Genomic DNA, 26,998 nt, shown 5'->3' on the forward strand with positions numbered 1-26,998 from the left:
TGCTGGATTCTTCGCGGGTAAACCCGCACCTACAAGGACCGCACAACATCGAAGGTCGGCTCAGCACCCTGTAGGAGCGGGTTTACCCGCGAAGAGGCCGGAACAGGCCGGCGCTTAGTCGCGGTATTCGCACAGGTAAGCGGTATCCACCTTCACCTGCAGCTGGAACTTGCTGTCAGCCGGCACGTTGAACTTGTCACCGGCGTTGAAGGTTTCCCAGTTGTCGCTACCTGGCAGTTTCACGGTCAGCGCGCCCGATACCACATGCATGATCTCGCGCTTGGCAGTGCCGAATTCGTATTCGCCCGGAGCCATGACGCCGACAGTGGCCGGGCCTTCTTCGCCCGAGAATGCGATCGACTTGACGGTGCCGTTGAAGTACTCGTTGACCTGGAACATGGGCGACTCCTGAAAAGAGGTGCTGAAAAAGGGCTGGCCAGTATGCCCAAGCCCACAGGCGTCGTCATCTGCTTTCAGGGGCCGTTGGCGGGCAGGGTCAACGGTAATAGTCGCGCCGTGTTGCGCGCATCTTCCAGGGCCCTGTGCTGTTGCCCGCAAAAGTGCATGCCGGCCAGTTGCAGGGCGCCGTTCAGGCCGGTGGGGCGCTGCAGGTGGCGGGCCTTGGCAAAGCGTTGCTTGAGGTTGATGTGCGGCAATGTGCGCAGCAGGCTGTCGAGGCTGTACTGCTGCCACTCCTGGTGCAGTTGCTGGCGGTCGTAGTCGCCCCAGCTGACCCAGGCCTGAAGCTGCCCGCGGTGGTGCCCCAGCCAGCGCTCGAAGCTTGCCCACACCTCGCGAAACGGCGCGGCGCTGTCCACGTCGGCCTGGCTGATGTGGGTCAGCTCACGGCAGAACGGGGTCAGCTGCGGCCGCCGCCGTGGCTTTACAAAACGCTGGAAATGGTCGACCTCGCGGCCTTCGCGGGTAACCAGGCTTGCGCCGATTTCAATGACTTCCATCTCTGTAACCGGCCACCCACCATCGTCGGTGGTGGCTTCCAGGTCGATCACCAACCAATGGCCCATACCAGGCTCCCCTGCAGATCCTGCTAGAGCGTAGCCAATGTCCGGGCATACGGCATCCTATGGCATTTTGCCGCCTGCTTTGGCACAAAGAGCAGGCGTCAGTAGTTGTGTCGCCCCTGGAAAACGCCTAGCTTAAGCGCATACAGGCATAAACCGTGATGAGTGTCCGTCTTGACTCCAGCGCCCGGCCTCAAGGCCTTGTCCACCCTGATGCTGCTGGCCGTGTTCTGGTTGGCGGCACCGGTATGGGCTGGCGAGGCGGTTGAAGTGAAGATTGGCGCAGCCCATTTCCCGCCTTACACAGTGCGCCCCGAGCAAGGTGCCGATACCGGTTTGCTGCCGCAGTTGGTCGATGCACTCAACCGGGCGCAGCAGCACTATCACTTCGTTCTGGTGCCTACGTCTATCCAGCGGCGCTTCGGTGATTTCCAGCAGGGCCGCACCGACATGGCGATTTTCGAGAACCCACAATGGGGCTGGGAGCAGATTGCCCATCAGGCCGTGGACATGGGCCTGGAAGATGCCGAAGTGTTCGTCGCCCGCAAGGCAAACGGCAATGATCCGCATTATTTCGATGACCTGCGCGGCAAACGCCTGGCCTTGTTCAACGGCTACCACTACGCGTTTGCCAGCTTCAACGCTGACCCGGACTACCTGCGCAAGACATACAACGCAACCCTGACCTACTCCCACGACAGCAACCTGCTGATGGTGCAGGCCGGCCGCGCCGATATTGCCCTGGTCACGCGTTCCTACCTCAGCGATTTCCTGGCACGCAACCCGGCGAGCAGGGCGCAGCTGGTGCCTTCACAACGCATTGACCAGGTCTATCACCACTACGCCTTGCTGCGCCCGGGGGCGCCTATCGGCGAGCAGTCGTTCGCTGCCCTGCTGCGTGGCTTGCGTGACAGCGGTGAACTGGCGCGCATCTTCGAGCCGTACCGAATCAAAGTGGCTGCACCGCAAGACTAAATTCCCGCGTTGCGGCAACGTTCCCTGCAGTGTGCCTTTTCTTCATTTTCGTGAGTCAAGCCCATGCCGTTCGATGCCGCTTCGCAGCCACAGTCACCGCCACGCTGGCGCAGCCTCAGTGCCGAGGAGGGCGACAGCTGGCTAAGCCTGGCCCTTGAAGGCCGCCCCCTGATCCAGTTGCGACTGGAGGCTGGCGCTTCTCTGCACGTTCACCTTGAGCGCTTTTGCCCCGAGCGCCCCTACCAAGCCTTGTGGGCCGCCTGCTATTGGTTGCTGTCGCGCGATACGGCCTGCCAGCGCCTGACCTGGCACCTGCCCGAAGTGTTGCCGCAGGCGTTGGCCAGTGGCCTGCTGCTGGCCGGTGAACAGCCTGGCCAGTACCTGTGCGAGCGCGCACTGTTCTGGCAACTGCCGCAGCCGTGGCTGGGCGAGTCGGTTGCCGGGGTATATCCGCAGCAGATGCAGATCAGCAACGGCAAGCGCCACCCGCGCCGGGCGCCCAAGCCGCGGGGCGAAGTGTACCGGCGCTTCGATGCGCGCTTGGGCAGTTGGGTATCGCTGCGTACCCTGGAGATCGAGCATGACCTGGAGCGTTTCAACCGCTGGCAGAACAACCCTCGCGTGGAGGCGTTCTGGCAGGAGGGTGGCACGCTGGCGCAGCACCGCGAATACTTGGCCAAGCTCGAAGCCGACCCGCATACGTTGACGTTGATCGGTTGTTTCGATGACGAGCCGTTTGCCTACTTCGAGGCGTACTGGGCCAAGGAGGACCGCATTGCCCCCTTCTACCCGGCCGATGACTACGACCGTGGTATCCATATGCTGGTGGGAGAGGAGAGCCACCGAGGGCCGCACAAGGTGGCCAGCTGGCTATCGGCGTTGGTGCACTACCTTTTCCTGGATGACCCGCGCACCCAGCGGGTGGTGGCCGAGCCGCGCGCCGACAATGGCAAGATGATTGGCTACATGCACGACCAATGTTTCCATTGCGACAAGGAGTTCGACTTTCCACACAAGCGGGCGGCGTTGATGATTCTGGGGCGGGAGCGGTTTTTCGATCGTTGCAAGCTGACGTAGGGGCTAGTGTGGTGTTTCACAAATAACGACCATAACTTGCGGCGTTTTTTGCGCTGCGAGTTATTGGCCGTATTTGCAAAACACCATACTAGCGCTGCAAGCAAAAGCGAGAGCGATCCAGGTTCGCTCTGGCGTTTGCTTGCAGTCATCTTCAGGCCTGGCGACTGGCCGTCTTGCGGCAATGCACCAGCGCATCGCGGATCATGAAGTTGACCAAGGTCGGCGATACGCCCAGTTCCTTGGCAATGTCCTTCTGCGGCACGCCATTAAGGCGGTACATCTCGAAAGCATAGCGGGTGCGCGGCGGCAGTTCGTTCAAGGCCTCCGCGATGTCATTCAGCGCGGCGCGGTTTATGTGGGTGGCTTCGGGCGAGGCGTTCTGCACCACCACGTTCATGCCTTCCTCTTCACTACCGGAGTACTTCAGCTCCATCGCCTGCTTGCGATAGTGGTCGATCGCCAGGTTGCGCACGATCTGGAACAGGTAGCTCAGCTGGGCCTTGAACGATGAGGTGATCTGCGGGGCGGTGCTGAGCCGGAAAAAGGCATCCTGTACCACGTCCTCAGCGCGTGAACGGCAGCCTGTGATACGGGCGGCGATCTTGACCAGGATGCTGCGGTTGTCGACGAAGGCCTGCAGTAATGGTGAATCGCACTTACTTGTGGATAGTTGTTCCGCCATGGAAATCACCTTGTCACAGAGGGGAGAGGAGGCGCCCAAGGTTGGGAAGCTTCCTACGACGTGCGACAAACTATGCAAGATGATAATAATTGTCAAATGCGAAATGTAATTAGTATCTGTGGGTTTCAGTTCTAAAGCGCGGCTGGCTTTGGGGGTATGCCTTATCAACCCTTAAAGCCTGACCTGCCTGCTAATTTCTTCCCCTGCCCATCCGTTCCCCTGTGTACATCCCCGGTCGCCTACGTTGCCCGCCCACGTTAGCGGAGCAGCTGTCAGACCTAACCAGACACTGGCAGGAACACCCAATGACGGACGCCTTCGAACTCCCGCTCTCGCTGGTCCAGGCCCTGGCGCAACGCGCCGCGCAGACCCCGGAAAGGATTGCCCTGCGCTTTCTCGCCGACACACCCGGTGAGCAGGCCGTGCTCAGCTACCGGGACCTCGACCAGCGTGCACGCACCATCGCCGCCGCCTTGCAGGGGCGCGCCAGCTTCGGTGACCGTGCCGTGCTGTTGTTCCCCAGCGGGCCAGATTACGTGGCGGCGTTCTTCGGCTGCCTGTATGCGGGCGTGATCGCGGTGCCGGCCTACCCGCCGGAGTCCGCGCGCCAGCAGCACCAGGAGCGTTTGCTGTCGATCATCGATGACGCCGAGCCGCGACTGCTGCTGACCGTGGCGGCGCTGCGCGACAGCCTGCAGGGCCTGGAAGCCCTGGCGGCGGACAACGCCCCCCAACTGCTGGCAGTGGATGGCTTGGACCCGGCCCTGGCTGCGAACTGGCGTGAACCCGTGCTCAAGGGCGATGACATCGCCTTCCTGCAGTACACCTCCGGTTCCACCGCGCTGCCCAAGGGCGTGCAGGTCAGCCATGGCAACCTGGTGGCCAACGAGCAACTGATCCGCCAAGGCTTTGGCATCGACCTCAACCCCGACGATGTGATCGTCAGCTGGCTACCGCTGTACCATGACATGGGCCTGATCGGCGGCCTGCTGCAGCCGATCTTCAGTGGCGTGCCTTGCGTGCTGATGTCGCCGAGGTACTTCCTGGCCCGGCCGTTGCGCTGGTTGCAGGCCATCAGCGAATACGGTGGCACCATCAGCGGTGGCCCCGACTTCGCTTATCGCCTGTGCAGCGAGCGGGTCAGCGAGGCTTCGCTGGCCGGGCTCGACCTGAGCCGCTGGCGCGTGGCCTATTCCGGCTCCGAGCCTATCCGCCAGGACAGCCTGGCCACCTTTGCCGACAAGTTCCAGGCCTGTGGCTTCGACCCGCAGAGCTTCTTCGCCAGTTATGGCCTGGCCGAAGCCACCCTGTTCGTTAGCGGCAGCCGTCGTGGCCAGGGTATCGCCGCGCTTGAGCTGGATGCCAAAGCCTTCGCCGCCAACCGCGCCGAACCCGGCACTGGCAGCGTGCTGATGAGTTGCGGCTTCCCGCAGCCGGGGCACGCGGTACGCATCGTCGAGCCGCAACAGTTGCAAGTGCTGGGCGACAACCAGGTGGGGGAAATCTGGGCAGGCGGCCCGAGCATCGCCCGGGGCTACTGGCGCAACCCAGAAGCCAGCGCTCGAACCTTCGTCGAAATGGACGGCCAGACCTGGCTGCGTACCGGCGACCTGGGTTTCATTCGTGAGGGCGAGGTGTTCGTTACCGGGCGCCTGAAAGACATGCTGATCGTGCGCGGACAGAACCTGTACCCGCAGGACTTGGAAAAAGCCCTCGAGCGTGAAGTCCAGGTGCTGCGCAAAGGCCGTGTGGCGGTGTTCGCCGTCGAGCACCAGGGCGAGGAGGGCATCGGTGTCGCGGTGGAGATCAGCCGCAACGTGCAAAAGGCACTCAAGCCCCAGGACCTGATCAAGACCCTGCGCCAGGTCGTCGCCGACGCCTGCCGACAGGCCCCGGCCGTGGTCCTGCTGCTGAACCCCGGCGCGCTGCCAAAGACCTCCAGCGGCAAGTTGCAGCGCTCTGCCTGCCGGCTGCGCATGGACGATGGCAGCCTGGACTGCTATGCCCGTTTCCCTGAGGTGAGCGCAGCCGGTATCCGTGCAACCGCTGGCGACGAGCTGCAAGCACGCATCGCCGCTGTGTGGCGCGACATCCTCAAGGTAGAGGCGGTGGCCGCGGACGACCACTTCCTGCTGCTGGGCGGTAACTCCATCGCCGCCACCCAGGCCACAGCGCGCCTGGCCGATGAGTTGGGTATCGACCTGAGCCTGCGTACCCTGTTCGAGGCGCCGGTACTGGCCGACTACAGCAAGGCTGTGGCACAGATCATCGCCGATGGCGCTGCAGCCACCACGGCCATCACCACGCTGGAGCGCGCCCAGGCGTTGCCCCAGTCGCTGGCGCAAAACCGCTTGTGGCTGCTGTGGCAGCTGGAACCGCAATCAGCGGCCTACAACATTCCTGCCGGCTTGCACCTGCGTGGCGAGCTGGATGTCAACGCTCTGCACGTGGCCTTCCAGGCACTGGTGGCGCGCCATGAATCGCTGCGTACCGTGTTCAGCGAAGAGAATGGCCAGGCGCTGCAGCGTATCCTGCCGCAGCAGCCGCTCAGCCTGCACCGCCTGGACCTTGAAGGGCACTCGCCCGAGCAGGTTGCCGCGCAGCGTGAAACCGAGGCCCGCCAGCCGTTCGACCTCACCCAGGGGCCGCTGTTGCGGGTAACCCTGGTGCGCCTGGGGGACGAAGAGCATCAGCTGTGGGTGACCCTGCACCACATCGTTGCCGACGGCTGGTCGCTGAACATCCTGCTCGAAGAATTCGCCAAGCTGTATGCCGCTCGCTGCCAAGGCCTGGAGGCCAACCTGGCGCCGCTGCCGCTGGGTTACGCCGACTACGGCAGCTGGCAGCGGCAATGGCTGGCTGACGGTGAAGCCGAGCGCCAGTTGCAGTACTGGAAGGCACACCTTGGTGGTGAGCTGCCGGCGCTCGACCTGTGCACTGACCACCCGCGCGCCAGCCAGCGCGAACACAGCGCCGCGCGCTTCAGCCTCAAGGTGCCAGTCAGGCTTGGCGAAGCGCTCAAGGGCCTTGCCCACCAGCAGCAGGCCAGCCTGTTCATGGTCCTGCTGGCCGGTTGGCAGGCGCTGCTGCAGCGCTACAGTGGCCAGGCCGATATCCGCGTCGGCGTGCCCAACGCCAACCGCCCGCGCCTGGAAACCCAAGGCATGGTCGGTTTCTTCATCAATACGCAGGTGCTGCGCGCGCGATTCGATGGCCGTCACTCGTTTACCCAGTTGCTGACCCAGGTACGTCAGGCCACCTTGCAAGCCCAGGCTAATCAGGACTTGCCCTTCGAACAGCTTGTCGAAGCCCTGCCCGATGCGCGCGAACAGGGCCTGTTCCAGGTCATGTTCAACCACCAGCAACGCGACCTGTCAGCCCTGCGGCGCCTGCCAGGGCTGTTGGCCGAAGAGCTGGCGTGGCACAGCCGCGAAGCCAAGTTCGACTTGCAGTTGCACAGTGAGGAGGACCATCTGGGCCGCCTGAGCCTGGCCTTCGACTATGCCGCGGAGCTGTTCGAAGCCAGCACCGTCGAACGTCTGGCCCATCACCTGCTGGCGCTGCTGGAACAGGTGTGTGCCGCGCCGCAGCAGGCGCTGGGCGACGTGCAATTGCTGGATGAGCCCGGCCGTGCGCAGCTGCTGGGTTGGGGCCAGGCACCGGCCGCCGCAGCGCAGCACCTGTTGGTCGAACAACTCAATGAGCAGGTACGCCTGACGCCGCAGCGCACCGCCCTGGTTTGGGACGGGGGCAGCCTGGATTACGCCGGGCTGCACCAGCAAGCCAACCGCCTGGCCCACTACCTGCGTGACAAAGGCGTCGGCCCCGATACCTGTGTGGCCATTGCCATCGAGCGCTCACCGCAATTGCTGGTCGGCCTGCTAGCCATTCTCAAGGCCGGCGGTGCCTACGTGCCGCTGGATGTCGATTACCCTGCCGAACGCCTGGCCTACATGCTGGCCGACTGCGACGCCCGTTTGCTACTGAGCCACAGCAGCCTGCTGGGCAAGCTGCCGCAGGTCGACGGTGTCAGCGCCATTGCCCTCGACCAGTTGCACCTGGACAGCTGGCCCAGCCATGCCCCCGGCCTGCACCTGCACGGCGATAACCTGGCCTACGTTATCTATACCTCCGGCTCCACCGGGCAGCCCAAGGGCGTAGGCAATACCCATGCGGCGTTGGCCGAGCGCCTGCAGTGGATGCAGACGACCTATGCGCTGAATGACAGCGACGTGCTGATGCAGAAAGCGCCGATCAGTTTCGACGTCTCGGTGTGGGAATGCTTCTGGCCGCTGGTCACCGGCTGCAAGCTGGTGCTCGCCGGCCCTGGTGAACATCGCGACCCGCAGCGTATCGCTGCCCTGGTGCAGGCTTATGGGGTGACTACGCTGCACTTTGTACCGCCGCTGTTGCAGGTGTTCGTCCAGGAGCCGCAGGCAAGTGCCTGCAGTAGCTTGCGCTGGGTGTTCTCGGGTGGCGAAGCGTTGTCCGCCACGCTGCGTGACCGCGTGCTGCAGGTGCTGCCGCAGGTGCAACTGCACAACCGGTATGGCCCGACTGAAACCGCCATCAACGTCACCCACTGGCACTGTCAGGTGGTGGACGGCGAGCGCTCGCCCATCGGCCGCCCGCTGGGCAATGTGCTGTGTCGCGTGCTGGACGATGAGCTGGAACTGAGCGCCCCCGGTGTGCCGGGCGAACTGTACCTCGGTGGCGCGGGCCTGGCCCGTGGTTACTTGGGCCGCCCCGGCCTCACTGCCGAGCGCTTCGTACCCCAGGCCGACGGCAATGGTCAGCGTCTGTACCGCAGTGGCGATCGCGCCCGCTGGCAGGTTCAGCTGGAGGCCCTGGAATACCTTGGCCGCCTCGACCAGCAGGTCAAGGTGCGCGGTTTCCGCGTCGAGCCCGAGGAAGTGCAGGCCTGCCTGCTGGCACAGGCGGGTGTGGAACAGGCGCTGGTGCTGATACACAAGGACGCCATTGGCGCGCAACTGGTCGGCTATTACAGTGGCAGCGCCCAGCCTGCCGAGGTGCTGGCCGTACTGGCTGAGCAATTGCCAGCCTACATGGTGCCGGCGCAACTCATCCCTTTGGCACAGATGCCATTGGGCCCCAGCGGCAAGGTCGACCGCAAGGCACTGCCTGCCCCAGTGTGGCAGCAGCGTGAGCATGTCGAGCCACGAACCGAGCTGCAACAACAGGTCGCGGCCATCTGGCGCGACGTGTTGAATCTGCCGCGCATTGGCCTGCAGGACGACTTCTTCGCCCTCGGTGGTCACTCGTTGCTGGCTACCCAGATCGTTTCGCGCACCCGCCAGGCCTGCGATGTCGAGCTGCCGCTCAAGGCCCTGTTCGAAGCCAGCGAGCTGGGCGCCTTCTGTGCCGAGATCGCCCGCCTGCGCGCGGCCGGCGAGCGCAACCTGCAAGGTGCAATCACCCGTGTCGACCGCCGTCAGGCAGTGCCGCTGTCGTACTCGCAGCAGCGAATGTGGTTCCTCTGGCAGATGGAGCCGGACAGCCCGGCGTACAACGTCGGCGGCATGGCACGCCTGCGCGGCACCCTGCACGTGGACGCCTTCGAGCGTGCGCTGCAGGCGCTGATCGTGCGCCACGAAACCTTGCGCACCACGTTCCCCAGCATCGACGGCGTGCCGTACCAGTGCGTGGCCGAAGACAGCGGCCTGCATCTGGACTGGCAAGACTTCAGCGCTTTGTCAGACGATGCCTGCCAGCAACGTTTGCAACAACTGGCCGACGACCAGGCGCACCAGCCCTTCGACCTGGAGCGGGGGCCGCTGCTGCGCGCCTGCCTGGTCAAGGCCAACGAGCGCGAGCACTTCTTCGTGCTGACGCTGCATCACATCGTCACCGAAGGCTGGGCCATGGACATCTTCGCCCGCGAACTGGGCGAGCTGTACGAAGCCTTTGTCGATGACCGCGAGTCGCCACTGGCGCCGCTGCCGGTGCAGTACCTGGACTACAGCGTGTGGCAACGGCAATGGCTGGAAAGCGGCGAGGGCGCTCGACAACTGGCCTACTGGAAGCACCGCCTGGGCGACGAGCACCCGGTGCTGGCGTTGCCTGCCGACCGCCCGCGTCCGGCAGTCCAGAGCCACCGTGGCGAGCTGTACCGCTTCGAACTCGATCCGGCACTGGTGGCCCGTGTGCATGCTTTCAATAGCCAGCGCGGCCTGACCCTGTTCATGACCATGACCGCCACCCTGGCCGCCTTGCTGCACCGTTACAGTGGCCAGCGCGACCTGCGTATCGGCGCGCCGGTGGCCAACCGCATCCGCCCGGAAAGCGAAGGCCTGATCGGCGCTTTCCTCAACACCCAGGTGCTGCGCTGCGAGCTGGACGGCCAGATGACCGCCAGCGCGCTGCTGGAGCAGGTTCGCCAGGCTGCCATCGAAGGCCAGTCGCACCAGGACCTGCCGTTCGACCAACTGGTAGAGGCCCTGCAGCCCCCACGCAGCAGTGCCTACAACCCGCTGTTCCAGGTGATGTGCAACGTGCAGCGCTGGGCCTTCCAGCAAAGCCGCACGCTGGCCGGCATGCAGGTGGACTACCTGGTCAACGATGCCAGCGCCACCAAGTTCGACCTGTACCTGGAGGTGACCGACCTGGACGGCCGGCTGGGCTGCTGCCTGACCTACAGTCGCGACCTGTTCGACGCGCCGCGCATCGCGCGCATGGCCGAGCACTGGCAACAACTGCTGGTCGGTTTGCTCGACAACCCGCAACACCGCCTGTGCGAACTGCCAATGCTGAGCAGTGCCGAGCAACAAGTGCTTACAGGCCAGTTGCAGGGCGAACACGATTTCGACCTTGGCCAGACCCTCCATGGTCTGTTCGCCGCCCAGGCCGCGCGCACGCCACAGGCTGGCGCGCTGACCTTCGCCGGCCAGCACTTGACCTACGCCGAGCTCGACCAGCAGGCCAACCGCCTGGCGCGTGCCCTGCGCGAACGGGGTGTCGGCCCGCAGGTGCGCGTGGGCCTGGCGCTGGAGCGCTCGCTGGAAATGGTCGTCGGCCTGCTGGCCATCCTCAAGGCCGGCGGCGCCTATGTACCGCTCGACCCCGAGTACCCGCTCGACCGCCTGCGCTACATGATCGAAGACAGCCGCATCGGCTTGCTGCTCAGCCAGCGTGCGCTGCTGCACACCCTGGGCGAGCTGCCTGAAGGCGTGGCCAGCTGGAGCCTGGAAGACGATGCCGCCAGCCTGGCGGCCTACAGCGATGCACCGCTGGACAACCTCAGCCTGCCGCAGCACCAGGCTTACCTGATCTACACCTCAGGCTCCACCGGCAAACCCAAGGGCGTGGTGGTCAGCCATGGCGAGTTCGCCATGCACTGCCAGGCGGTGATCGCCGCATTCGGCATGCGCAGCGATGATTGCGAGCTGCATTTCTATTCGATCAATTTCGACGCTGCCAGCGAGCGCCTGTGGGTGCCGCTGTTGTGTGGTGCGCGCGTGGTACTGCGCGCCCAGGGTCAGTGGGGCGCCGAGGACATCTGCCAGTTGGTGCGCGAGCAGCAGGTGAGCATTCTGGGCTTCACCCCCAGCTACGGCAGCCAGCTGGCGCAGTATCTGGGCGGGCGGGGCGAACAATTGCCGGTACGCCTGGTGATTACCGGTGGCGAGGCGCTGACCGGCGAGCACTTGCAGCGCATCCGCCAGGCCTTTGCGCCGCAGCAGTGCTTCAATGCCTACGGCCCGACCGAAACCGTGGTCATGCCGCTGGCGTGCCTGGCCCCAGAGGCCTTGCCAGCAGACCTTGGCAGCGTACCGATCGGCCGCGTCATCGGTAGCCGTACGGCCTACATCCTCGACGAGGATCTGGCCTTGTTGCCGCAAGGCGGTATTGGCGAACTGTACGTCGGCGGTGCCGGCCTGGCCCAGGGTTACCACGACCGGCCAGGCCTCACTGCCGAGCGCTTTGTCGCCGACCCGTTCAGTGCCGAAGGCGGGCGCCTGTACCGTACCGGCGACCTGGTACGCCTGGGTACCGATGGCCTGGTGGAGTATGTCGGCCGTGCCGACCAGCAGGTGAAGATCCGCGGCTTCCGCATCGAACTGGGCGAAATCGAGAGCCGCCTGCTAGCGCACGAGGATGTCGACGAGGCCGTCGTGCTGGCGCTGGACTTGCCGGGCGGCAAGCAGCTGGTGGGCTATCTGGTGTGCAGGCAGGCCACCGCCGGTAACGACGTGCAACAACTGCTGCGCGAAGCGGTGAAAGCCGATGCCCGCCAGCACCTGCCCGACTACATGGTGCCTGCGCATCTGGTGCTGCTCGACAGCCTGCCGCTGATGGGCAACGGCAAGCTCGACCGCCATGCGCTGCCGCTGCCGGACCTTGAGCAGGCGCGGCAGCAATACCAGGCCCCTGGCAATGAGGTGGAAGCACAGCTGGCGCAGATCTGGCGCGATGTGCTCAACGTTGCCCGGGTCGGCGTGCAGGACAACTTCTTCGAGCTGGGGGGCGACTCGATCCTGTCGATTCAGGTGGTCAGCCGCGCCCGCCAGGCCGGCTTGCAATTCACCCCGCGCGACCTGTTCCAGCATCAGACCATCCAGACCCTGGCAACTGTGGTTCAGCTCAGCGAAGCCGCGAGCACGGTGGAGCAGGGTCTGCGCCAGGGCCAGGCCGGGTTGACGCCGATCCAGCACTGGTTCTTCGACAGTGACGTGCCACAGCCGCAACACTGGAACCAGACCGTGCTGCTGGAGGTGCGCCAACCCTTGGTTGAGGCCACCCTTGAACAGGCATTGGCTGCGCTGGTGCAACACCATGACAGCCTGCGCCTGCGCTTCAGCGACGCCCAGGGCCGCTGGCAGGCCCAGTACGTGCAGCCTGGCGCCGAGCAACTGCTGTGGAGCGCCACTGTCGCCGATTTCAATGATTGTCAGGCACTCTACACCGACGTGCAGCGCAGCCTGGACCTGCAACAGGGGCCGCTGCTGCGCGCCTTGCTGGTGCGTGACGGGCAGGGCACCCAGCGGTTGCTGCTGGCGATTCATCACCTGGTTGTTGATGGCGTGTCCTGGCGGGTGCTGCTGGAAGACCTGCAGGCGCTGTACCGTGGCCAGCCTCTGCCGGCCAAGACCCACGCCGTCGGCGACTGGGCTGCGCGCCTGGCCAGCTACGCCGACAGCGATTCGCTGCGTGACGAACTGGCCTGGTGGCAAGGCCAGCTGGGCGGTGTGCGTCGCGAATTGCCGTGCGACCATCCGCAGGGCAGCAATTTGCATCGCCACGCTCAAACCCTGGCCATCGGCCTGGACGTGGAGCAAACCCGGCAGCTGTTGCAACTGGCCCCGGCGGCTTACCACACCCAGGTCAACGACCTGCTGTTGACTGCTCTGGCGCGGGCCTTGTGCCGCTGGAGCGGCGATGAAGAAGTGCTGGTGCAGCTCGAAGGCCATGGCCGTGACGGGCTGTTCGAAGACATGGACCTGACCCGCAGCGTCGGCTGGTTCACCAATGCCTACCCACTGAGCCTGCGTCCGCTGCCAGGTGAAGACGACGCGGCGCGGGCCGGTTCGATCAAGCGCATCAAGGAACAACTGCGCCATGTACCGCACAAGGGCCTGGGCTACGGCGTACTGCGCTACCTGGCGGATGCCGCCGGGCGCGAGCAGATGGCGGCCTTGCCGCAGGCGCGCATCACCTTCAACTACCTGGGCCAGTTCGACCAGCAGTTCGACAGTGCGGCCTTGTTCCAGCCCCTGGAGGCCTCGGCCGGGTTGGCGCATGACCTCGATGCGCCGTTGCCCAACTGGTTGAGCGTCGATGGCCAGGTGTATGGCGGTGCTCTGCAACTGCGCTGGACCTTCAGCGCCGAGCGCTACGACCAGCAGACCATCGCGCGTCTGGCTGAGGGCTATCGTCAGGAGCTGCTGGCGCTGGTCGCGCATTGCCTGGCCGATGGCAATGGCAGCTTCACCCCATCGGACTTCCCGCTGGCGCACCTGACTCAGGAGCAGATCGACGCATTGCCGGTCCCGGCCGCGCAGATCGAGGACGTTTACCCGCTGACGCCGATGCAGGAAGGCATGCTGCTGCACACCCTGCTGGAGCCGGGCACTGGCCTGTACTACATGCAGGACCGCTACCGCATCAACAGCGCGCTCGACCCCGAGCGTTTCGCCCAGGCCTGGCAGGCCGTGGTGGCGCGCCACGAAGCGTTGCGCGCCTCGTTCAGCTGGAACAGCGGCGAGGCGATGCTGCAGATCATCCACAAGCCGGGCAACCTGGCGGTGGACTACCAGGACTGGCGCGGCCTGGCCGACGATGCCCAGGAGCAGCGCCTGCAGGCCCTGCACAAGCAGGAGCGCGAGGCCGGCTTTGCCTTGCTCAGCGAGGCACCGTTCCACCTGCGCCTGGTGCGCGTGGCCGAGGAACGCTACTGGTTCATGATGAGCAACCACCACATCCTTATCGATGCCTGGTGCCGCTCGCTGTTGATGAACGATTTCTTCGAGGTCTACCAGGCCCTTGGCGAAGGCCGTCAGGCCCAACTGCCGGTGCCACCGCGTTACCGCGATTACATCGGTTGGCTGCAACGCCAGGGCCTGGACGACGCACGTGCCTGGTGGCAGGCCAACCTGGCCGGCTTCGAACGTGCCACAGCCATCCCGAGCGACCGCCCGCTGCGCCATGACCACGCCGGTAGCGGCATGGTCGTCGGCGATTGTTATACCCGCCTTGAGATGAATGATGGCGTGCGTCTGCGCGAACTGGCCCAGGCCCATCAGCTCACCGTCAACACTTTCGCCCAGGCGGCCTGGGCCCTGGTGCTGTCGCGCTACAGCGGCGACCGCGACGTGGCCTTTGGCGTAACCGTGGCCGGGCGCCCGGTGAGCATGCCGCAGATGCAGCGCACCGTCGGCCTGTTCATCAACAGCGTGGCCCTGCGTGTGCAGTTGCCTGCGGCGAGTGAGCGCTGCAGTGTGCGCCAGTGGCTGCAAGGCCTGCTGCAAAGCAACATGGAGCTGCGCGAGTACGAATACCTGCCGCTGGTGGCGATCCAGGCGTGCAGCGAGCTGCCCAAGGGCCAGCCGCTGTTCGACAGCCTGTTCGTGTTCGAGAATGCGCCGGTTGAAACCGCCGTGCTCAATCACGCCCAGCACCTGAACGCCAGCTCCGACTCGGGCCGTACCCACACCAACTTCCCGCTGACGGCGGTGTGTTACCCGGGTGATGACCTGGGCCTGCACCTGTCGTTCGACCAGCGCTACTTCGACTACCCGACCGTCGAGCGCCTGCTGGCCGAATTCAAGCGCCTGCTGCTGGCGCTGGTACAAGGTTTTGAAGGGGAGGTGAGCGAGCTACCGCTGCTGAGCGCCCAGGAGCAAGGCTTCCTGCTGGAGGACTGCAACCGGACCGAGCGGGTTTATCCGCTGGAGCAGAGCTACATCGCGCAGTTCGAAGCGCAGGTTGTGGCGCATCCACAGCGTACCGTGGCCCGCTGCCTGGAGGCATCCTATGATTACGCCGGGCTGAACCTGGCGGCCAACCGCCTGGGCCATGCGCTGGTGGCTGCCGGCGTCTGCGTGGACCAGCCAGTGGCACTGCTTGCCGAGCGTGGGTTGCCGCTGCTGGGCATGATCGTCGGCAGCTTCAAGGCCGGCGCCGGCTACCTGCCGCTGGACCCGGGCCTGCCGGCGGCGCGCCTGCAAAGCATCATCCAGCTCAGCCGCACGCCAGTGCTGGTGTGCAGCGCGGCCTGCGCCGAGCAGGGGCGGCAGTTGCTCGGTGAGCTGGAGGCTTCGCTGCGGCCGCAACTGCTGGTCTGGGAAGACGTCCAGGCCAACCCGATCGCAAGCCACAACCCGGGCATCCACAGTGGCCCGGACAACCTCGCCTACGTGATCTACACCTCAGGCTCGACCGGCCTGCCGAAAGGGGTGATGGTCGAGCAGCGCGGCATGCTCAACAACCAGCTGAGCAAGGTGCCTTACCTGGCGCTCAGCGAGCAGGACGTGATTGCCCAGACCGCCTCGCAAAGCTTCGACATCTCGGTCTGGCAGTTCCTGGCTGCGCCGCTGTTCGGCGCCAAGGTAGAGATCGTGCCTAATGTCATCGCCCATGACCCGCAGGGCCTGCTGGCGCACGTGCAGGCCACCGGCATCACCGTGCTGGAGAGCGTGCCGTCCCTGATCCAGGGCATGCTGGCCAGCGACCACCAGGCCCTCGACGGCCTGCGCTGGATGCTGCCGACCGGCGAGGTCATGCCACCGGAGCTGGCGGCGCAGTGGCTGCAGCGCTACCCGCAGATCGGCCTGGTCAATGCCTATGGCCCGGCGGAGTGCTCGGATGACGTGGCGTTCTTCCGCGTCGATGCCGCCTCGACCCAAGGCAGCTACCTGCCAATCGGCACGCCAACCGATAACAACCGCCTGTACCTGTTCGGCGAGGACCAGGCGCTGGTGCCGCTGGGGGCGGTGGGCGAGTTGTGCGTGGCGGGTGCGGGTGTAGGCCGTGGCTACGTCGGTGACCCGGTGCGCACGGCACTGGCGTTCATTCCTCACCCTTACGGGGCACCGGGAGAGCGCCTGTACCGTACCGGTGACCTCGCACGGCAGCGCCTGGACGGTGTGCTGGAGTACGTCGGGCGCATCGACCATCAGGTGAAGATTCGCGGCTATCGCATCGAGCTGGGCGAAATCGAGGCCCGGCTGCATGAGCAGGCGGAAATTCGCGATGCTGCTGTGGCGGTGCAGGAGGGAGTGAACGGCAAGCATCTGGTTGGCTACCTGGTGGCGCACCAGGGCGTCAGTGCCGATGCCGCGTTGCTGGAGCAGGTCAAGCAACGACTGCGTGCCGAGTTGCCGGAGTACATGGTGCCCTTGCACTGGGGCTGGTTCGACAGCTTGCCGCACAACGCCAACGGCAAGCTCGACCGCAAGGCCCTGCCAGCCATCGACATCGGCGGTCAGTACAGTCAGGCCTATCTGGCGCCACGCAACGAATTGGAGGACGTGTTGGCGGGTATTTGGGCCGATGTGCTCAAAGCCGAGCGGGTGGGAGTGCACGACAACTTCTTCGAGCTGGGCGGGCATTCATTGCTGGCCACGCAGATCGCTTCGCGGGTGCAGAAGCAGCTACAGCTGAACGTGCCGCTGCGGGCGATGTTCGAGTGCAGCACGGTGGAGGCGTTGGCCGAGTATGTACAGGGGCTGCAGGGCAGTGCGCTGGATGATGACAAGGTCGACCGGCTCAGTGACCTGATGGCGGAACTGGAGGGGCTGTGATGGGCAGGGGCGCTTGGCGCCCCTTTCATTGGTCGGGTTGCGCACACTGCGGCTGAGTCGTTCATCCGGATTTGCAGATCAATCAGGCAGTCGCTCGTTGCTGGCTATTTTCGTGAAGAGGCCCTCAAAGCTAGGGCTAATAATCGCCAAACGGTTCCCTTAGAACCCACTGGTCAACAATTGGCCGTCGTACTCGAATATTAGTAAATGCATGTTCTTCAATTAAATAACTTTCCCTGGTTGCCTCATTTTTCCCATCCCATATTTTTTTGATCTTGCCCGCAGCCACAAGCACATCGAAATCCTTGATGTACACACCAAATACACGAGCTTCACCTTTGTGAAGCTTGGCGGCTGCATTCGCATAGCGCTCGGCCACGCCATAGTTGCGTGTAAAATAAAACCCCTGCCCATGATCAACAATTTGATGTCGCTGGGGCTGAACGCCAGACTCTAAAGACCACGTAGAGCTCCTGATGCCACCATGATATCCTGCAAATACATAATCTGGCGGAAGATTGTTTGAGGTATGTGCAGGCGCGTGGACCGGTTCTAACATTGTCATCCGCACCTCGAGACGGTGATACTTACCTTCCCCTTTTAAGAGCGCCCCATGCCAATCTGGTATGGGGGCGCGACCTGAGAATGCCGAAGATAACCTTCGCCAAAAACGGAAATGCCCACTTGGATCCTGCCAGTTTATTGGGTCTCCCTGGCAATAACCATATGCATTCAGACCACCGCGCTTGAACGGGCTGAAACTGTCAGGCGAGTTGAAACGCATGAGCCCAGGGCTAAATGCCCGTAAACCGTTACCCAGCAAAAAATTACCAGTCATCGGGTCCGGTCGCTCACCGTTAAAACCCAGCAGGCCCGATGAGTTCGGGTGATACCCATAAGGTGAGTAAATGGATGTGTTAGCGGCCGACATTTCGCTCGCCTCATCAATAGGATTCATGTAAGTAGGCACCATGATGTTTTTCTCGGCGTGGCTTTGCGGTCGACTTTGACAGTGTTCGTTAAAATGCGCTACTGATAAAAATAACAGGTTGTGTGGAAGGGGGCTGAAGCGGCCCTGTGTTTCTGGCTGACTTCACTTCCGTCGCGGTTTTAATCTGGGTGCTTTGCTGAATCCAGGATTTAATTTTTAGGATTTCCCCTAGGTCGATGCATTAATAAAGGCTTCATCCAGCGATTTGGCGTGGTGGCGTTCCATGAACTGTCCACCACTGTCAAACGCTTCCAGTCGCTTGTTTGCGAGCATATAAAATCGCTGGCAGTTTTTCGTGATTTCCTCTGTGTAATGAGAAGCTATCAGCACGCTCGCACCTTCCGCGCACGCGCTTTTTATACCGAGCCATATATAATGTCGAAATTCAGGGTCTACGCCAGCCGTTGGCTCATCAAGAATGATCAAGTCACTGTTTAAAAGCAACAAGGTCAGCGTGAAGTAGCTGCGAATTTCACCGTAGCTGCAATTGGCGGCTTTTTTCTTGGCGATTTCTGCATATCGCCTGGACAGTGACGGGGACCATTTGGCTAGTTTCGAGAGAATCTCTGTGTGATCTGGGGAAGCGTTGGGGGTTAGGCTGGTGATAAGCTTGCCCGCTTCGTTCATACGCAGTAACGGGGGCGGTGTAAGGATTTGGGTCAAATAGGCCTGACGCCTGGATAAATTGGAAATGGCACCTTTTGCCGGTTTTTTTATTTTGCAGATGAGGTCGAAAAGGGTTGTCTTTCCGGCCCCGTTGTTGCCCAGAATGCCGACCAGTTCCCCCGCTTTTATAGTGAGTTCAATGTCGTTCAGCAGCGGGTTTCCGCTGTATCCGAAGTGAAGGTTGTTTATAGTTAAAATGTCCATCAGTATCGGCTCCATATGGGTTGGATTCTGAAATACCTTCCGGTCAGGTATGTCGAGGCTGCAGAGGCCGAAAGTGCAATCAGGAAACTGTTGAGAAGGGGCATTTCGCCATGGAAGATCTGCGCGCTTAGAAAGAGCGGGTTGATCAGCGTTAGCGCATGCGAAGCATCGTGCCCCAGCGTGGCGCCGGTGTATCCGGAGACCAGCATGAGAAATGACATGAGTGAGAAAAGTGTGCTGGCTGTGCTGAATTTTATCGGCAGCGCGGCGATTCCCAGGCCGATACAGGTGAACATGAGGTAGCTGGTGTAAAAGCATGCCATCAGATAGAGATATTCAGGAAGTGAGTAGTGACCTCGTAAGGGTTTGGTCAAGAGGTAGAATAGTGTGGCGTAAAGCGAGCTCAATAAAAAATAACTGAGTGTGTGGGCAGTCAGGAATAGCTTGATTGCGCTGTGTTGGTAGATGAAGGACCGCGTGAAGCCACTTTCCCTCCTGCCGATGAGGTAGAAGCTGAATCCAAAGAACGCGAGGGTGGCAGAGATGTATGAGTAGAACCAGGCGGCTGAAGCGGTATAGGTCGAGGCTGCATGCGTTGGCTGGGTGATGATGAAGAGTATGCAAGGGGCCAGCGCTGACCAAAGAAGCGATGTGGGCTCCCTCAAGTGCTCAGTGGTCAAGATTTTTGTGATTGTCGTGATTTTTTTTGCGCTGCGTATAAAGTGGTTTGAAGTTAAATTCATGGGAATGGGACCATTTTGGAATTCTGGCTGCTGATGATTTCGTTGTAGAAAGGTGCGGAATAAGTGTTTTCGAGGTTGAAGTGTCTTGCGTTGTTCATGTGGAGAAAAAGATTGGGAGAGAAATATTTGCAGAGGTAAAGATTTGACTGTTTGTAAGGGGTGGAGGAGAGGTATAAGTACCCATTAAGTTGTAGCGCTCTTAGAGTCTTTAATAAATTTTGAATTGTTAGCTTTTTCGATAATGTAAGCTCATGGTTGTGTTGGGTGAATTTGACTTCGCTGGATATTTCTTTGAAAGTTTCATAGCTGTTGCAACTCAGGAAGTGCTTGAGGTAGGGGTCTTGGAGGGGGTTTTTTAGTTCGTGTTCGCTGTCGACTGATTGCATGAATCTCAATGTTTGCCATAATTCAACTATCGACTTTTCTAATGCAATTCTTGAAGTGGCGGCATAAGCCATTCCTGCACAATATTTGACTTTGGCGTTAATGTCTTGACTGCCGTAGCATAAAAGGATGCAACTTCCTGGGAAACGTTGATCGGTGAGATTAAGGATGCAAAGTTCGCCAGATTTTTTCAGTTCTTGGAAAAGTGCTAGGCTTGCGCTCGCTGTCAGTGTAAGGCAGGCATCATCGAATTCAATTTCTGCAGTACAGGTTTTTGTAAGCCAGAATCGAAGTAGGAACTGTCGTTCCAAATTTTCTCTGATTGCGCCTAGTACTGCATTGTTGATCGTAATGTGTGCGCTGCAACCGCATGTGTCTCTAATAGGATAAAAACCGTTGTCGGTTGAGTTTTTACACTCTGAAATGGAAAGGCAGGCGGTGGGTACCTTGCAAGATGTGAAATCTGTGACTCTGTATACAGTGGTTCGGTCAAAGCAGTGTGATTGCAATGATGATTTCTCGCTTGAAATTAAAGTTTGAGAAAATGCCTTGGTGAATGCTTGGCACTCTTCAGTGGTCAGCCCGTCACCTAGTCTGCACGTGTCATGCACAGGGATGTCCAAGTAGAAATGCTTGCGTTCAAAATGTTCGCCTAGGGCGCTGTCAGTTATGTCTGACGACCAGCCGCTACTCGAACCATAGGTGCGCCAGCGGCTGCCGCACTCAACGCTGTGTGGTAAATGATTTACTGCGCTGGGTCTAAGTAGCAAAAAGTCCGTAAATGTCGGGTGATGTATCTCGTTATAAAAATTCATGAGCTCAACCTATTAACTGGATGCACACGGGTAAGAATAGAGACGGGTTAAGGTTCAAGTTTTTTGTTACTTGGTGGTCGGTATAGCCTGACCAGGGTCTGCTGTTTAGTTGGAGTTCTTTGCATCGTAAATCGGTAATCATGTACATCGAGCCGGCCTCCATCAGGCTCAAGCGGTAGCCTCGATATCGATATTTGAACAGTGCTTTGGGTAAGTATATTGAATATATAAGGGCCAGGGACGGTGAGCCTATATCAATACTTTCTGGAATGATTGCCTCGGTCAGCTGGTGGATGTCAATTGATGGGGTGTGAGCCTCCAGTGATCTCGATGATGGAAGTAAGTGCAGTGCGTCACTTTCAGTTGGCCATTGCTCAATCTTGTTGTTGAGATTGATGCAAAATACTTCTATTGGATAAAGTGCTCCGCCGCTTGGGTAGCCTCTTTTGTAGGTGGTAGGGCTTTTAGTTAAGAGCGGTGCAAGCAATGCTTGGACTATATCAAAGTGAAGAGGGCGTGCTTCAAATCGTTCGCATGAACTATTTCTTCGTAGCGGGTGTGGGCTCGCCAGAGGTGTAAGAGTCGGTTCTTTGTTTTTGCTTGGGGCTACAATGGTATTGAGTTTTAGTTCGTTTCCGGTAAGTTTTTCGAGGTCTTTTGGTGGTATTTGGTGCAGGGCGCTCAAGTGTTGAGTTGCTTTGTGTATCGTATAGTTGCCTTTGGCATGGAAAGCCAATGTCTCATCCATGACCTCAGGCGATAGAAATTTTAAGTACTCATCATGGCTTATGTTCATTATTTAACTCCTCTGCATTGACACAATGGCCAGTGGACGCTGGGGTCCTCGGTGGTGACTCCAGTCTCCAGGTTGATTGTTCTGGATAATAGAACTTGATCTTGAGTGGTTTTCGATTTTGGGGCTTTAGTGAGTTTGCTTATAAATGAAACAATGGTGCCTATAATCAAGGATTTTTGGAGCTCATCAACGTGTATCTTGGGTAAATCCAGTTTGCTGCTGCAGCAAAAAGACCAGATTTTGCACCAGTGGTGCTGGCTTGCTCTCAGCTTTTCGTAGTGAGTAATGCGGTCAAGTGTGCAAAATGCACACGGGTTTCCAATCGCGGGGATATGCATTTCCGTTAAGTGGAAGTGATTGCCACTGATAAAGCCAACGGTGGCTCCGCAGTGAGGGTTCGATACCAATAGATTTAAATAATTGGCTTTTAGTGAGTGCGGGCTAAGTTTAGTGCAGGCGAATACGAATAGCGTTGGCTTACGGGTCGTATGGGGTGTATATTCTGAATATTGCCTTATTTCTAAAGATCCGCTGTGTTTGCTTTCTAGAAGATTCTTTGTTTCGTCTGAAATTTCTAAGTCGTGGTAGATGAGGGTGTGCTGGAAGAACGGTGGGTCAGTGGGTTCTCCTATAATGGATAGACTTTTTAAGAAGTTCATAGCGCTGGAAGGCTGAAGATGAACTTTTCGTAGAATTTTTTCAAGCGCGTGGTGCTGAATATATTTGGATTGACTCTCCTCAATAAGTTGTAATGCCCTTATTATTTTAGGTTCGGTGATCCTGGTGAAGCCGCTGGATGAAAAAACCATAGGATCACTGTCGAAATTCAGTATTTCGTAGTTGTAAACTCTGAGTGTTTTCATTTGGCACCTCGAAAAGGTGCGGGCGCCCGCGCAAGAACTCGTGTGCGCCCGCTTTTTGTTACAGGGTTACCGGGTCGTTGTTAATGCCGTTATTTCCACCACTGCCGCCAGAGCCGCCGCTGCCTCCCTTGCAGCCACCTCCGCCTCCGCAACCACCACTACCACCACAACCACCGGCGCTGCCAGACCCTCCGAAGAACTCCGCTTCCATATCGCAATGTGTATCGGAAGCCAATTCCATGACGCTAATACCATATTGATTTTCCATAGGTGTCTCCTTGTTTTTGTTGTGGCCCGACATGTGCGGGCATCAGGAGGTTTAGGCGTTAGATTCTTCAACGTCAATCTTTCGGTGGAGGGTAAGTGGCTTGGAATGGTATTGGAGTTTTTGGTTTAAAGCCGTTTTCGTGGGAAAGTTCTTCAGAAGGGTCTTACTTTGATCTGATAATGGTTTTTAGTTTTCAGTGCTTCTTATATTTATGTAAGAAGCTTCTGATTCTGGCGTGCGAAAGCTCTGTGGTGAGCGTGTGAGTGTTCTTTGTTATGCGCGGTGTGAAGTTTTAATAAGGGGCGCGAGCATGCTGATGTTTGACATCAGCATGCTCCGAAGAATTGTTTCTAGATATTTTGAGTTGCAGGGTTAGACCTGCGTGGGGATAGATTTGCCGGGTCGTGAGATTGATTTCGGGAGATTTACTGCTTGCGAAAGAACGGCCTGCGTCCAATCACCAATGTGTCTCCACCCCCGATCAGCGTAGGAGCGGGTTTACCCGCGAATACAGTGGCGGCGGCAACGGTGAACGGCTGGTGGAAATTGGCCAGCAGGTCCGGCCCTTTCGCGGGTAAACCCGCTCCTACGGCCGACCGCGCAGGCCTTGCGATCACGGGCCTGGCGCAAAACCCAGCCGTTAGCGCGAGCCCCGTAGGAGCGGGTTCACCCGCGAACACCGGCGTAGCCGGTGCCATGCCCCACGTCGCCTGCTTCACGGCGCTCGATCTGTGCCCCACCACATGCACTAGCGCTTGCCCAGAATCTTCCCAAGCATCTCCGGCCGTGGTGCCCCTTGCTGGCTTTGCAGGTTGCCTTGCTCATCCTGATAGAAAATGGCCGGAGTCGCCTGCAACCCCATCTCTTCCATCAACGCCATGTTCGCCGCCAGCTTCTGTTGCACAGCCTCTGGCACCTGCTCGAGTGCCTTCAGCGTGCTGGCCTTGCCGGCCTTTTCATGCTGCTGCAGGGCCTTGACCGGGTCTTTCGCCGCCAGCAGCGCCGCCGACTTGCCCGGGCTGTCCTCGCGGATGATGCCGACCATGATATGGCGCAACTGCACCTTGCCCGACTCCACCCAGGGCCGCGCCTGTTCCCAGAACATGTTGCAGTACGGGCAGTTCGGGTCGCTGAACAGGTACACCTTGCGCGGCGCATCGGCCTTGCCGTCGGCGATCCACGCGGTTTTTTCCATTTTCGCCCAGATTTCCTTGCTCATCGGCGCGTATACCAGCTTTTGCAGCGGCTCGGCGCTCAGGTCCTTGCCCTGTTCGTCGAACAGGCTGCCGACCAGCACGTGCTTGCCGTCGGGGGTCAGGTACAGGGCCAGGGCGTTGTTCTGGTACTCGGCGGCATAACCGCGCAGGCCGTTGGGCGCATCGAAGCTGCCCTTGATCACGGCGCCCTTGGCTTGCAGCTGCTGAACCGCCTTGGGCAGTTCTTCGGCTTGCAGGGCAGGGGTGGCCAGCAGGGTCAGGGACAGGGGCAGCAGTGCAGTCAATCGCATGTCAGTTTCCTTGTGCGGCAGGGGCGGGCGCAATGGCCCGGTCGAAAGGTTCCAGGGCGTGGCGCAGGCTGGCCCGGGACAGTTCGCCCAGGTGGCTGCCAACCAGCCGCCCGTTGGCGTCGTAGAACAGGGTGGTGGGCAAGGCCATGGAGCCGACGCGCTGGGCCAGCAGGCCGGTGCCGTCGAACAGCACGTGGGTCAGGCTCAGGCCGGTGGTGGCGAGGAAGGTGCTGACGTTTTCCGGGGTCTCGCCCTGGTTCACGAACAGGAAGGTCACGTGCGGGTAATCGCTTTGTGCCTGTTGCAGCACTGGCATCTCACGCCGACACGGTGGGCACCAGGTGGCCCAGATGTTGATGACCAGCGGCTTGCCGCGGTAGCTGTGCAATGCCACGGCCTGGCCGCCGGCGTTGTTCAGGCTCAGTTCGGGCAGCTCGGTGCCTTTGCTGTACAGGTGGCCGCCGAGGCTGGCCAGGCCCCAGAACAGTGCCCCGCTGAACAGCGCCCAGCCTAGCGGGCGGCGCAGGCCGGGGTGGCGCCAGCCCTGCCAGAGGGCTCCGAGCACGATGCCGGCAAGGCCCGACCAGAACAGGAAGCCGCCGTCACGGATGTCGATGATTTGCAGCGGGTCGTCCTGATACATCGGCCAGTAGGCCAGCACGAAGCCGGCGCGGGCACACAGCAGGCCGATCAGGAACAGGTTGAACAGCGCCGATTCCGGGCTCTCGCCGCCACGTCGGGCGACCCACCAGCCGACCACGCTGGCGATCACCAGGGCGGTGAGCATCAGCAGATGGTTGAGGGCCATGGTCAGTGGCCCGAGTGTTACGGTCAGCATCAGCCTTGGCTCCTGGTCTGGCCCCAGTGTTGCTGGAACGCTGCTGCGTCCACCTCACCGGTGATGCGCCGCGCGCGGCGTTCTTCACCTTCCGGGCCGATCCAGATGATGCTGGGCGGGCCGGGTACCTGGTAGCGCTGCAGCAGGGCTTTGCTGGCCGGGCTGTCGGCCGTCACGTCCAGGCGCAGCAGGTGTACGCCGGCCAGGCCGGCCTGTACGTCGCTGCGTGCGAATACCTGTTTTTCCATGACTTTGCACGACACGCACCAGTCGGCATAGTAGTCGAGCATCACCCACTGGCCGCGGGCTTTGGCCGCATCCAGCTCACGTTGCAGGTCTTCGGGGCGGCTGACGGTGACGAAGCGGTCTTCGGCGTGTTGGCTTGGGGCTGTCGCGGCGACGCCACCGGCGAACGGGCGTAGTGGCTGCCAGAGGTCGTCGCCGCCTGCTGCCGCACCGACCAGCAACAAGCCACCCCACAGCGCGCCGAGCAACGGCACTGCACGCAATGCCGGCAGCCGTTGCAGGGCCGGCCAGGCGGCCCAGGCCAGGGCGATCAGCCAGGCGCCGCTCAGTGCCAGCAGCAAGGTCGCAGGCAGCAGGCTGCGCACGGTGTACAGCGCCATGGCCAGGAACACGAAACCGAACACACCCTTGACCCGGTTCATCCACGCACCCGGGCGCGGCAGATAACGGTTGCCCAGGGTTACGAGCAACAGCAGCGGCACGCCCATGCCCAGGCCGAGGCTGAACAGCACCAGCGCGCCTTGCAGCACGTCGCCGCTCTGCGCGATGTACAGCAGCGCACCGGCCAACGGCGCAGTCATGCACGGGCCGAGTAACAGGCCGGACAACGCCCCGAGCAATGCCGCACCATACAGGTTGCCGCCACGGGTACCTTGCCCGGCGCGGTCCAGGCGGTCGCGCAGGGCGGCAGGCAGTTGCAGTTCGAAGACGCCGAACATCGGCAGGGCCAGCAGCACGAACAGCCCCGCCAGGCTGCCCAGCAGCCAGGGTTGCTGCAGCCAGGCCTGCAGGCTGGCACCCAGCAGGGCAGCAACCACCCCCAGCCCGGCGTACACCAGGGCCATGCTCAGCACATAGACCCCGGCCAGCAGCCAGCCGCGCCGGGCACTGGCGCCATTGCCCAGCACCAGCCCGGCAAGGATCGGCAGCATCGGCAACGAGCAGGGGGTGAAGGCCAGCAGCAGGCCAAGGCCGAAGAACGCCAACAGGCTCCAGGCCAGGTGGCCTTGCTGAAGGCCGCTGGCCAGCGCCTGGTCGCTGGCTTGCTCGGCGGCCGGCGTTACGGTGCCGCCCAAGTCGATCGAGGTGGTTTGCGGCGGGTAGCACAGGCCGGCGTCGGCGCAGCCCTGCCAGCCCAGGCGCAACTGACCCTGGGCGTTGGCAGGCAATAGCAGTTCAAGCTGGTCGCGGTATACCGCGCTGTCGCCGAAGAACTCGTCGTGATGGTTGAGTGCCGGTGGCAGTTGCGGGTGTTGCTCGGTGGGCAGGCCATCGAACTTCAGGCGCTTCTGGTACAGGTAGTAGCCCGGCTTGATCTGGAAGTACAGGCGCATCTGGCCGTCGGCCTGGCGGTCGTGGGTGAGCACGAAGGCTTGGTCAACCGGCAGGAAGTCTGGTTTCACATCGAACGGGTTGGCTTGCAACGGGCCGGCCAGTAGGAGTGTGAGGAAGAGCAGGAGAACGCGCATGTCTTCGCCTTGGCAGATCTGGGAATGGGGCCATGCTGGCTGGGGTTGATTAAATGAAGGTTAACGCGGGTGTTGGGGGTGGGTCAGGAGTAGTAAGAGTTTGTTCTGGGTTTGCAGGGTCTTTGTTGTTGGATTTTCGAGGGGAGGCGGCGTTGGAATTTTGAGGGGGCGGCGTTGGAATTTTGAGTGGACG

General features: G+C 61.1%; 15 protein-coding genes and 1 pseudogene. 3 read left to right on the forward strand and 13 right to left on the reverse strand.

The window, feature by feature from the left end; translation table 11 throughout:
- Positions 1-114: 114 nt before the first annotated feature.
- Positions 115-399: a pyrimidine/purine nucleoside phosphorylase gene (gene ppnP, locus LU682_RS08845; protein ID WP_003254278.1), complete on the reverse strand. Its 285-nt coding sequence runs from the start codon at positions 397-399 to the stop codon at positions 115-117.
- Positions 400-473: 74 nt separating this feature from the next.
- The gene (locus LU682_RS08850) at positions 474-1,025 is read right to left on the reverse strand and encodes a 3'-5' exonuclease (protein WP_010955000.1); all 552 of its coding nucleotides are present in this window, start codon (positions 1,023-1,025) and stop codon (positions 474-476) included.
- A gap of 171 nt (positions 1,026-1,196) precedes the next feature.
- On the opposite strand from LU682_RS08850, the gene LU682_RS08855 reads away from it, so the two are divergent.
- Both LU682_RS08855 and LU682_RS08860 read left to right on the forward strand, forming a co-directional pair.
- Complete coding sequence (locus tag LU682_RS08855) at positions 1,197-1,997, forward strand: substrate-binding periplasmic protein (protein ID WP_010954999.1); 801 nt, start codon at positions 1,197-1,199, stop codon at positions 1,995-1,997.
- Between the two features lie 63 nt (positions 1,998-2,060).
- Complete coding sequence (locus tag LU682_RS08860) at positions 2,061-3,074, forward strand: GNAT family N-acetyltransferase (RefSeq protein WP_014590234.1); 1,014 nt, start codon at positions 2,061-2,063, stop codon at positions 3,072-3,074.
- Positions 3,075-3,225: 151 nt separating this feature from the next.
- Here the strand turns inward: LU682_RS08860 and LU682_RS08865 are convergent, their stop codons facing one another.
- Positions 3,226-3,756 (reverse strand): RNA polymerase factor sigma-70, encoded by a 531-nt coding sequence (locus tag LU682_RS08865; protein WP_010954997.1) that lies wholly within the window; start codon positions 3,754-3,756, stop codon positions 3,226-3,228.
- Positions 3,757-4,061: 305 nt separating this feature from the next.
- Here LU682_RS08865 and LU682_RS08870 point away from each other — a divergent pair, with 305 nt between their 5' ends.
- Complete coding sequence (locus tag LU682_RS08870) at positions 4,062-17,015, forward strand: non-ribosomal peptide synthetase (RefSeq protein WP_232857595.1); 12,954 nt, start codon at positions 4,062-4,064, stop codon at positions 17,013-17,015.
- A 676-nt stretch (positions 17,016-17,691) separates the two neighbouring features.
- Here LU682_RS08870 and LU682_RS29955 read toward each other — a convergent pair.
- The 10 genes and pseudogenes from LU682_RS29955 to dsbD form a co-directional block, all read right to left on the reverse strand.
- Positions 17,692-17,925 (reverse strand): annotated as a pseudogene (locus LU682_RS29955) (RHS repeat-associated core domain-containing protein); the annotation flags it as partial.
- Positions 17,926-18,174: 249 nt separating this feature from the next.
- Positions 18,175-18,876 (reverse strand): ATP-binding cassette domain-containing protein, encoded by a 702-nt coding sequence (locus LU682_RS08880; RefSeq protein ID WP_049588202.1) that lies wholly within the window; start codon positions 18,874-18,876, stop codon positions 18,175-18,177.
- Positions 18,876-19,619 (reverse strand): hypothetical protein, encoded by a 744-nt coding sequence (locus LU682_RS08885; RefSeq protein ID WP_049588204.1) that lies wholly within the window; start codon positions 19,617-19,619, stop codon positions 18,876-18,878. Before LU682_RS08885 ends, LU682_RS08880 begins: the two co-directional genes overlap by 1 nt.
- The gene (locus tag LU682_RS08890) at positions 19,616-20,818 is read right to left on the reverse strand and encodes a YcaO-like family protein (RefSeq protein WP_010954993.1); all 1,203 of its coding nucleotides are present in this window, start codon (positions 20,816-20,818) and stop codon (positions 19,616-19,618) included. The genes LU682_RS08885 and LU682_RS08890 overlap by 4 nt, the downstream gene beginning before the upstream one ends.
- Before the next feature lie 4 nt (positions 20,819-20,822).
- A complete protein-coding gene (locus tag LU682_RS08895; protein WP_061405692.1) occupies positions 20,823-21,614 on the reverse strand; it encodes a SagB/ThcOx family dehydrogenase in 792 nt (263 codons plus the stop codon).
- A complete protein-coding gene (locus LU682_RS08900) occupies positions 21,614-22,477 on the reverse strand; it encodes an McbB family protein (protein WP_061405691.1) in 864 nt (287 codons plus the stop codon). The genes LU682_RS08895 and LU682_RS08900 overlap by 1 nt, the downstream gene beginning before the upstream one ends.
- Positions 22,478-22,535: 58 nt before the next feature.
- Positions 22,536-22,745: a hypothetical protein gene (locus LU682_RS08905; RefSeq protein ID WP_126404336.1), complete on the reverse strand. Its 210-nt coding sequence runs from the start codon at positions 22,743-22,745 to the stop codon at positions 22,536-22,538.
- 748 nt (positions 22,746-23,493) lie between these two features.
- Complete coding sequence (dsbG, locus tag LU682_RS08910) at positions 23,494-24,252, reverse strand: thiol:disulfide interchange protein DsbG (RefSeq protein WP_010954990.1); 759 nt, start codon at positions 24,250-24,252, stop codon at positions 23,494-23,496.
- Between the two features lies 1 nt (position 24,253).
- Positions 24,254-25,090 (reverse strand): TlpA disulfide reductase family protein, encoded by an 837-nt coding sequence (locus tag LU682_RS08915; protein ID WP_010954989.1) that lies wholly within the window; start codon positions 25,088-25,090, stop codon positions 24,254-24,256.
- Entirely contained in the window at positions 25,090-26,805 is a 1,716-nt protein-coding gene (gene dsbD / locus LU682_RS08920) for a protein-disulfide reductase DsbD (protein WP_010954988.1), read from the reverse strand. The genes LU682_RS08915 and dsbD overlap by 1 nt, the downstream gene beginning before the upstream one ends.
- Between the last annotated feature and the right edge of the window lie 193 nt (positions 26,806-26,998).

It is taken from the genome of Pseudomonas alloputida (assembly GCF_021283545.2).
GTDB lineage: Bacteria > Pseudomonadota > Gammaproteobacteria > Pseudomonadales > Pseudomonadaceae > Aquipseudomonas > Aquipseudomonas alloputida.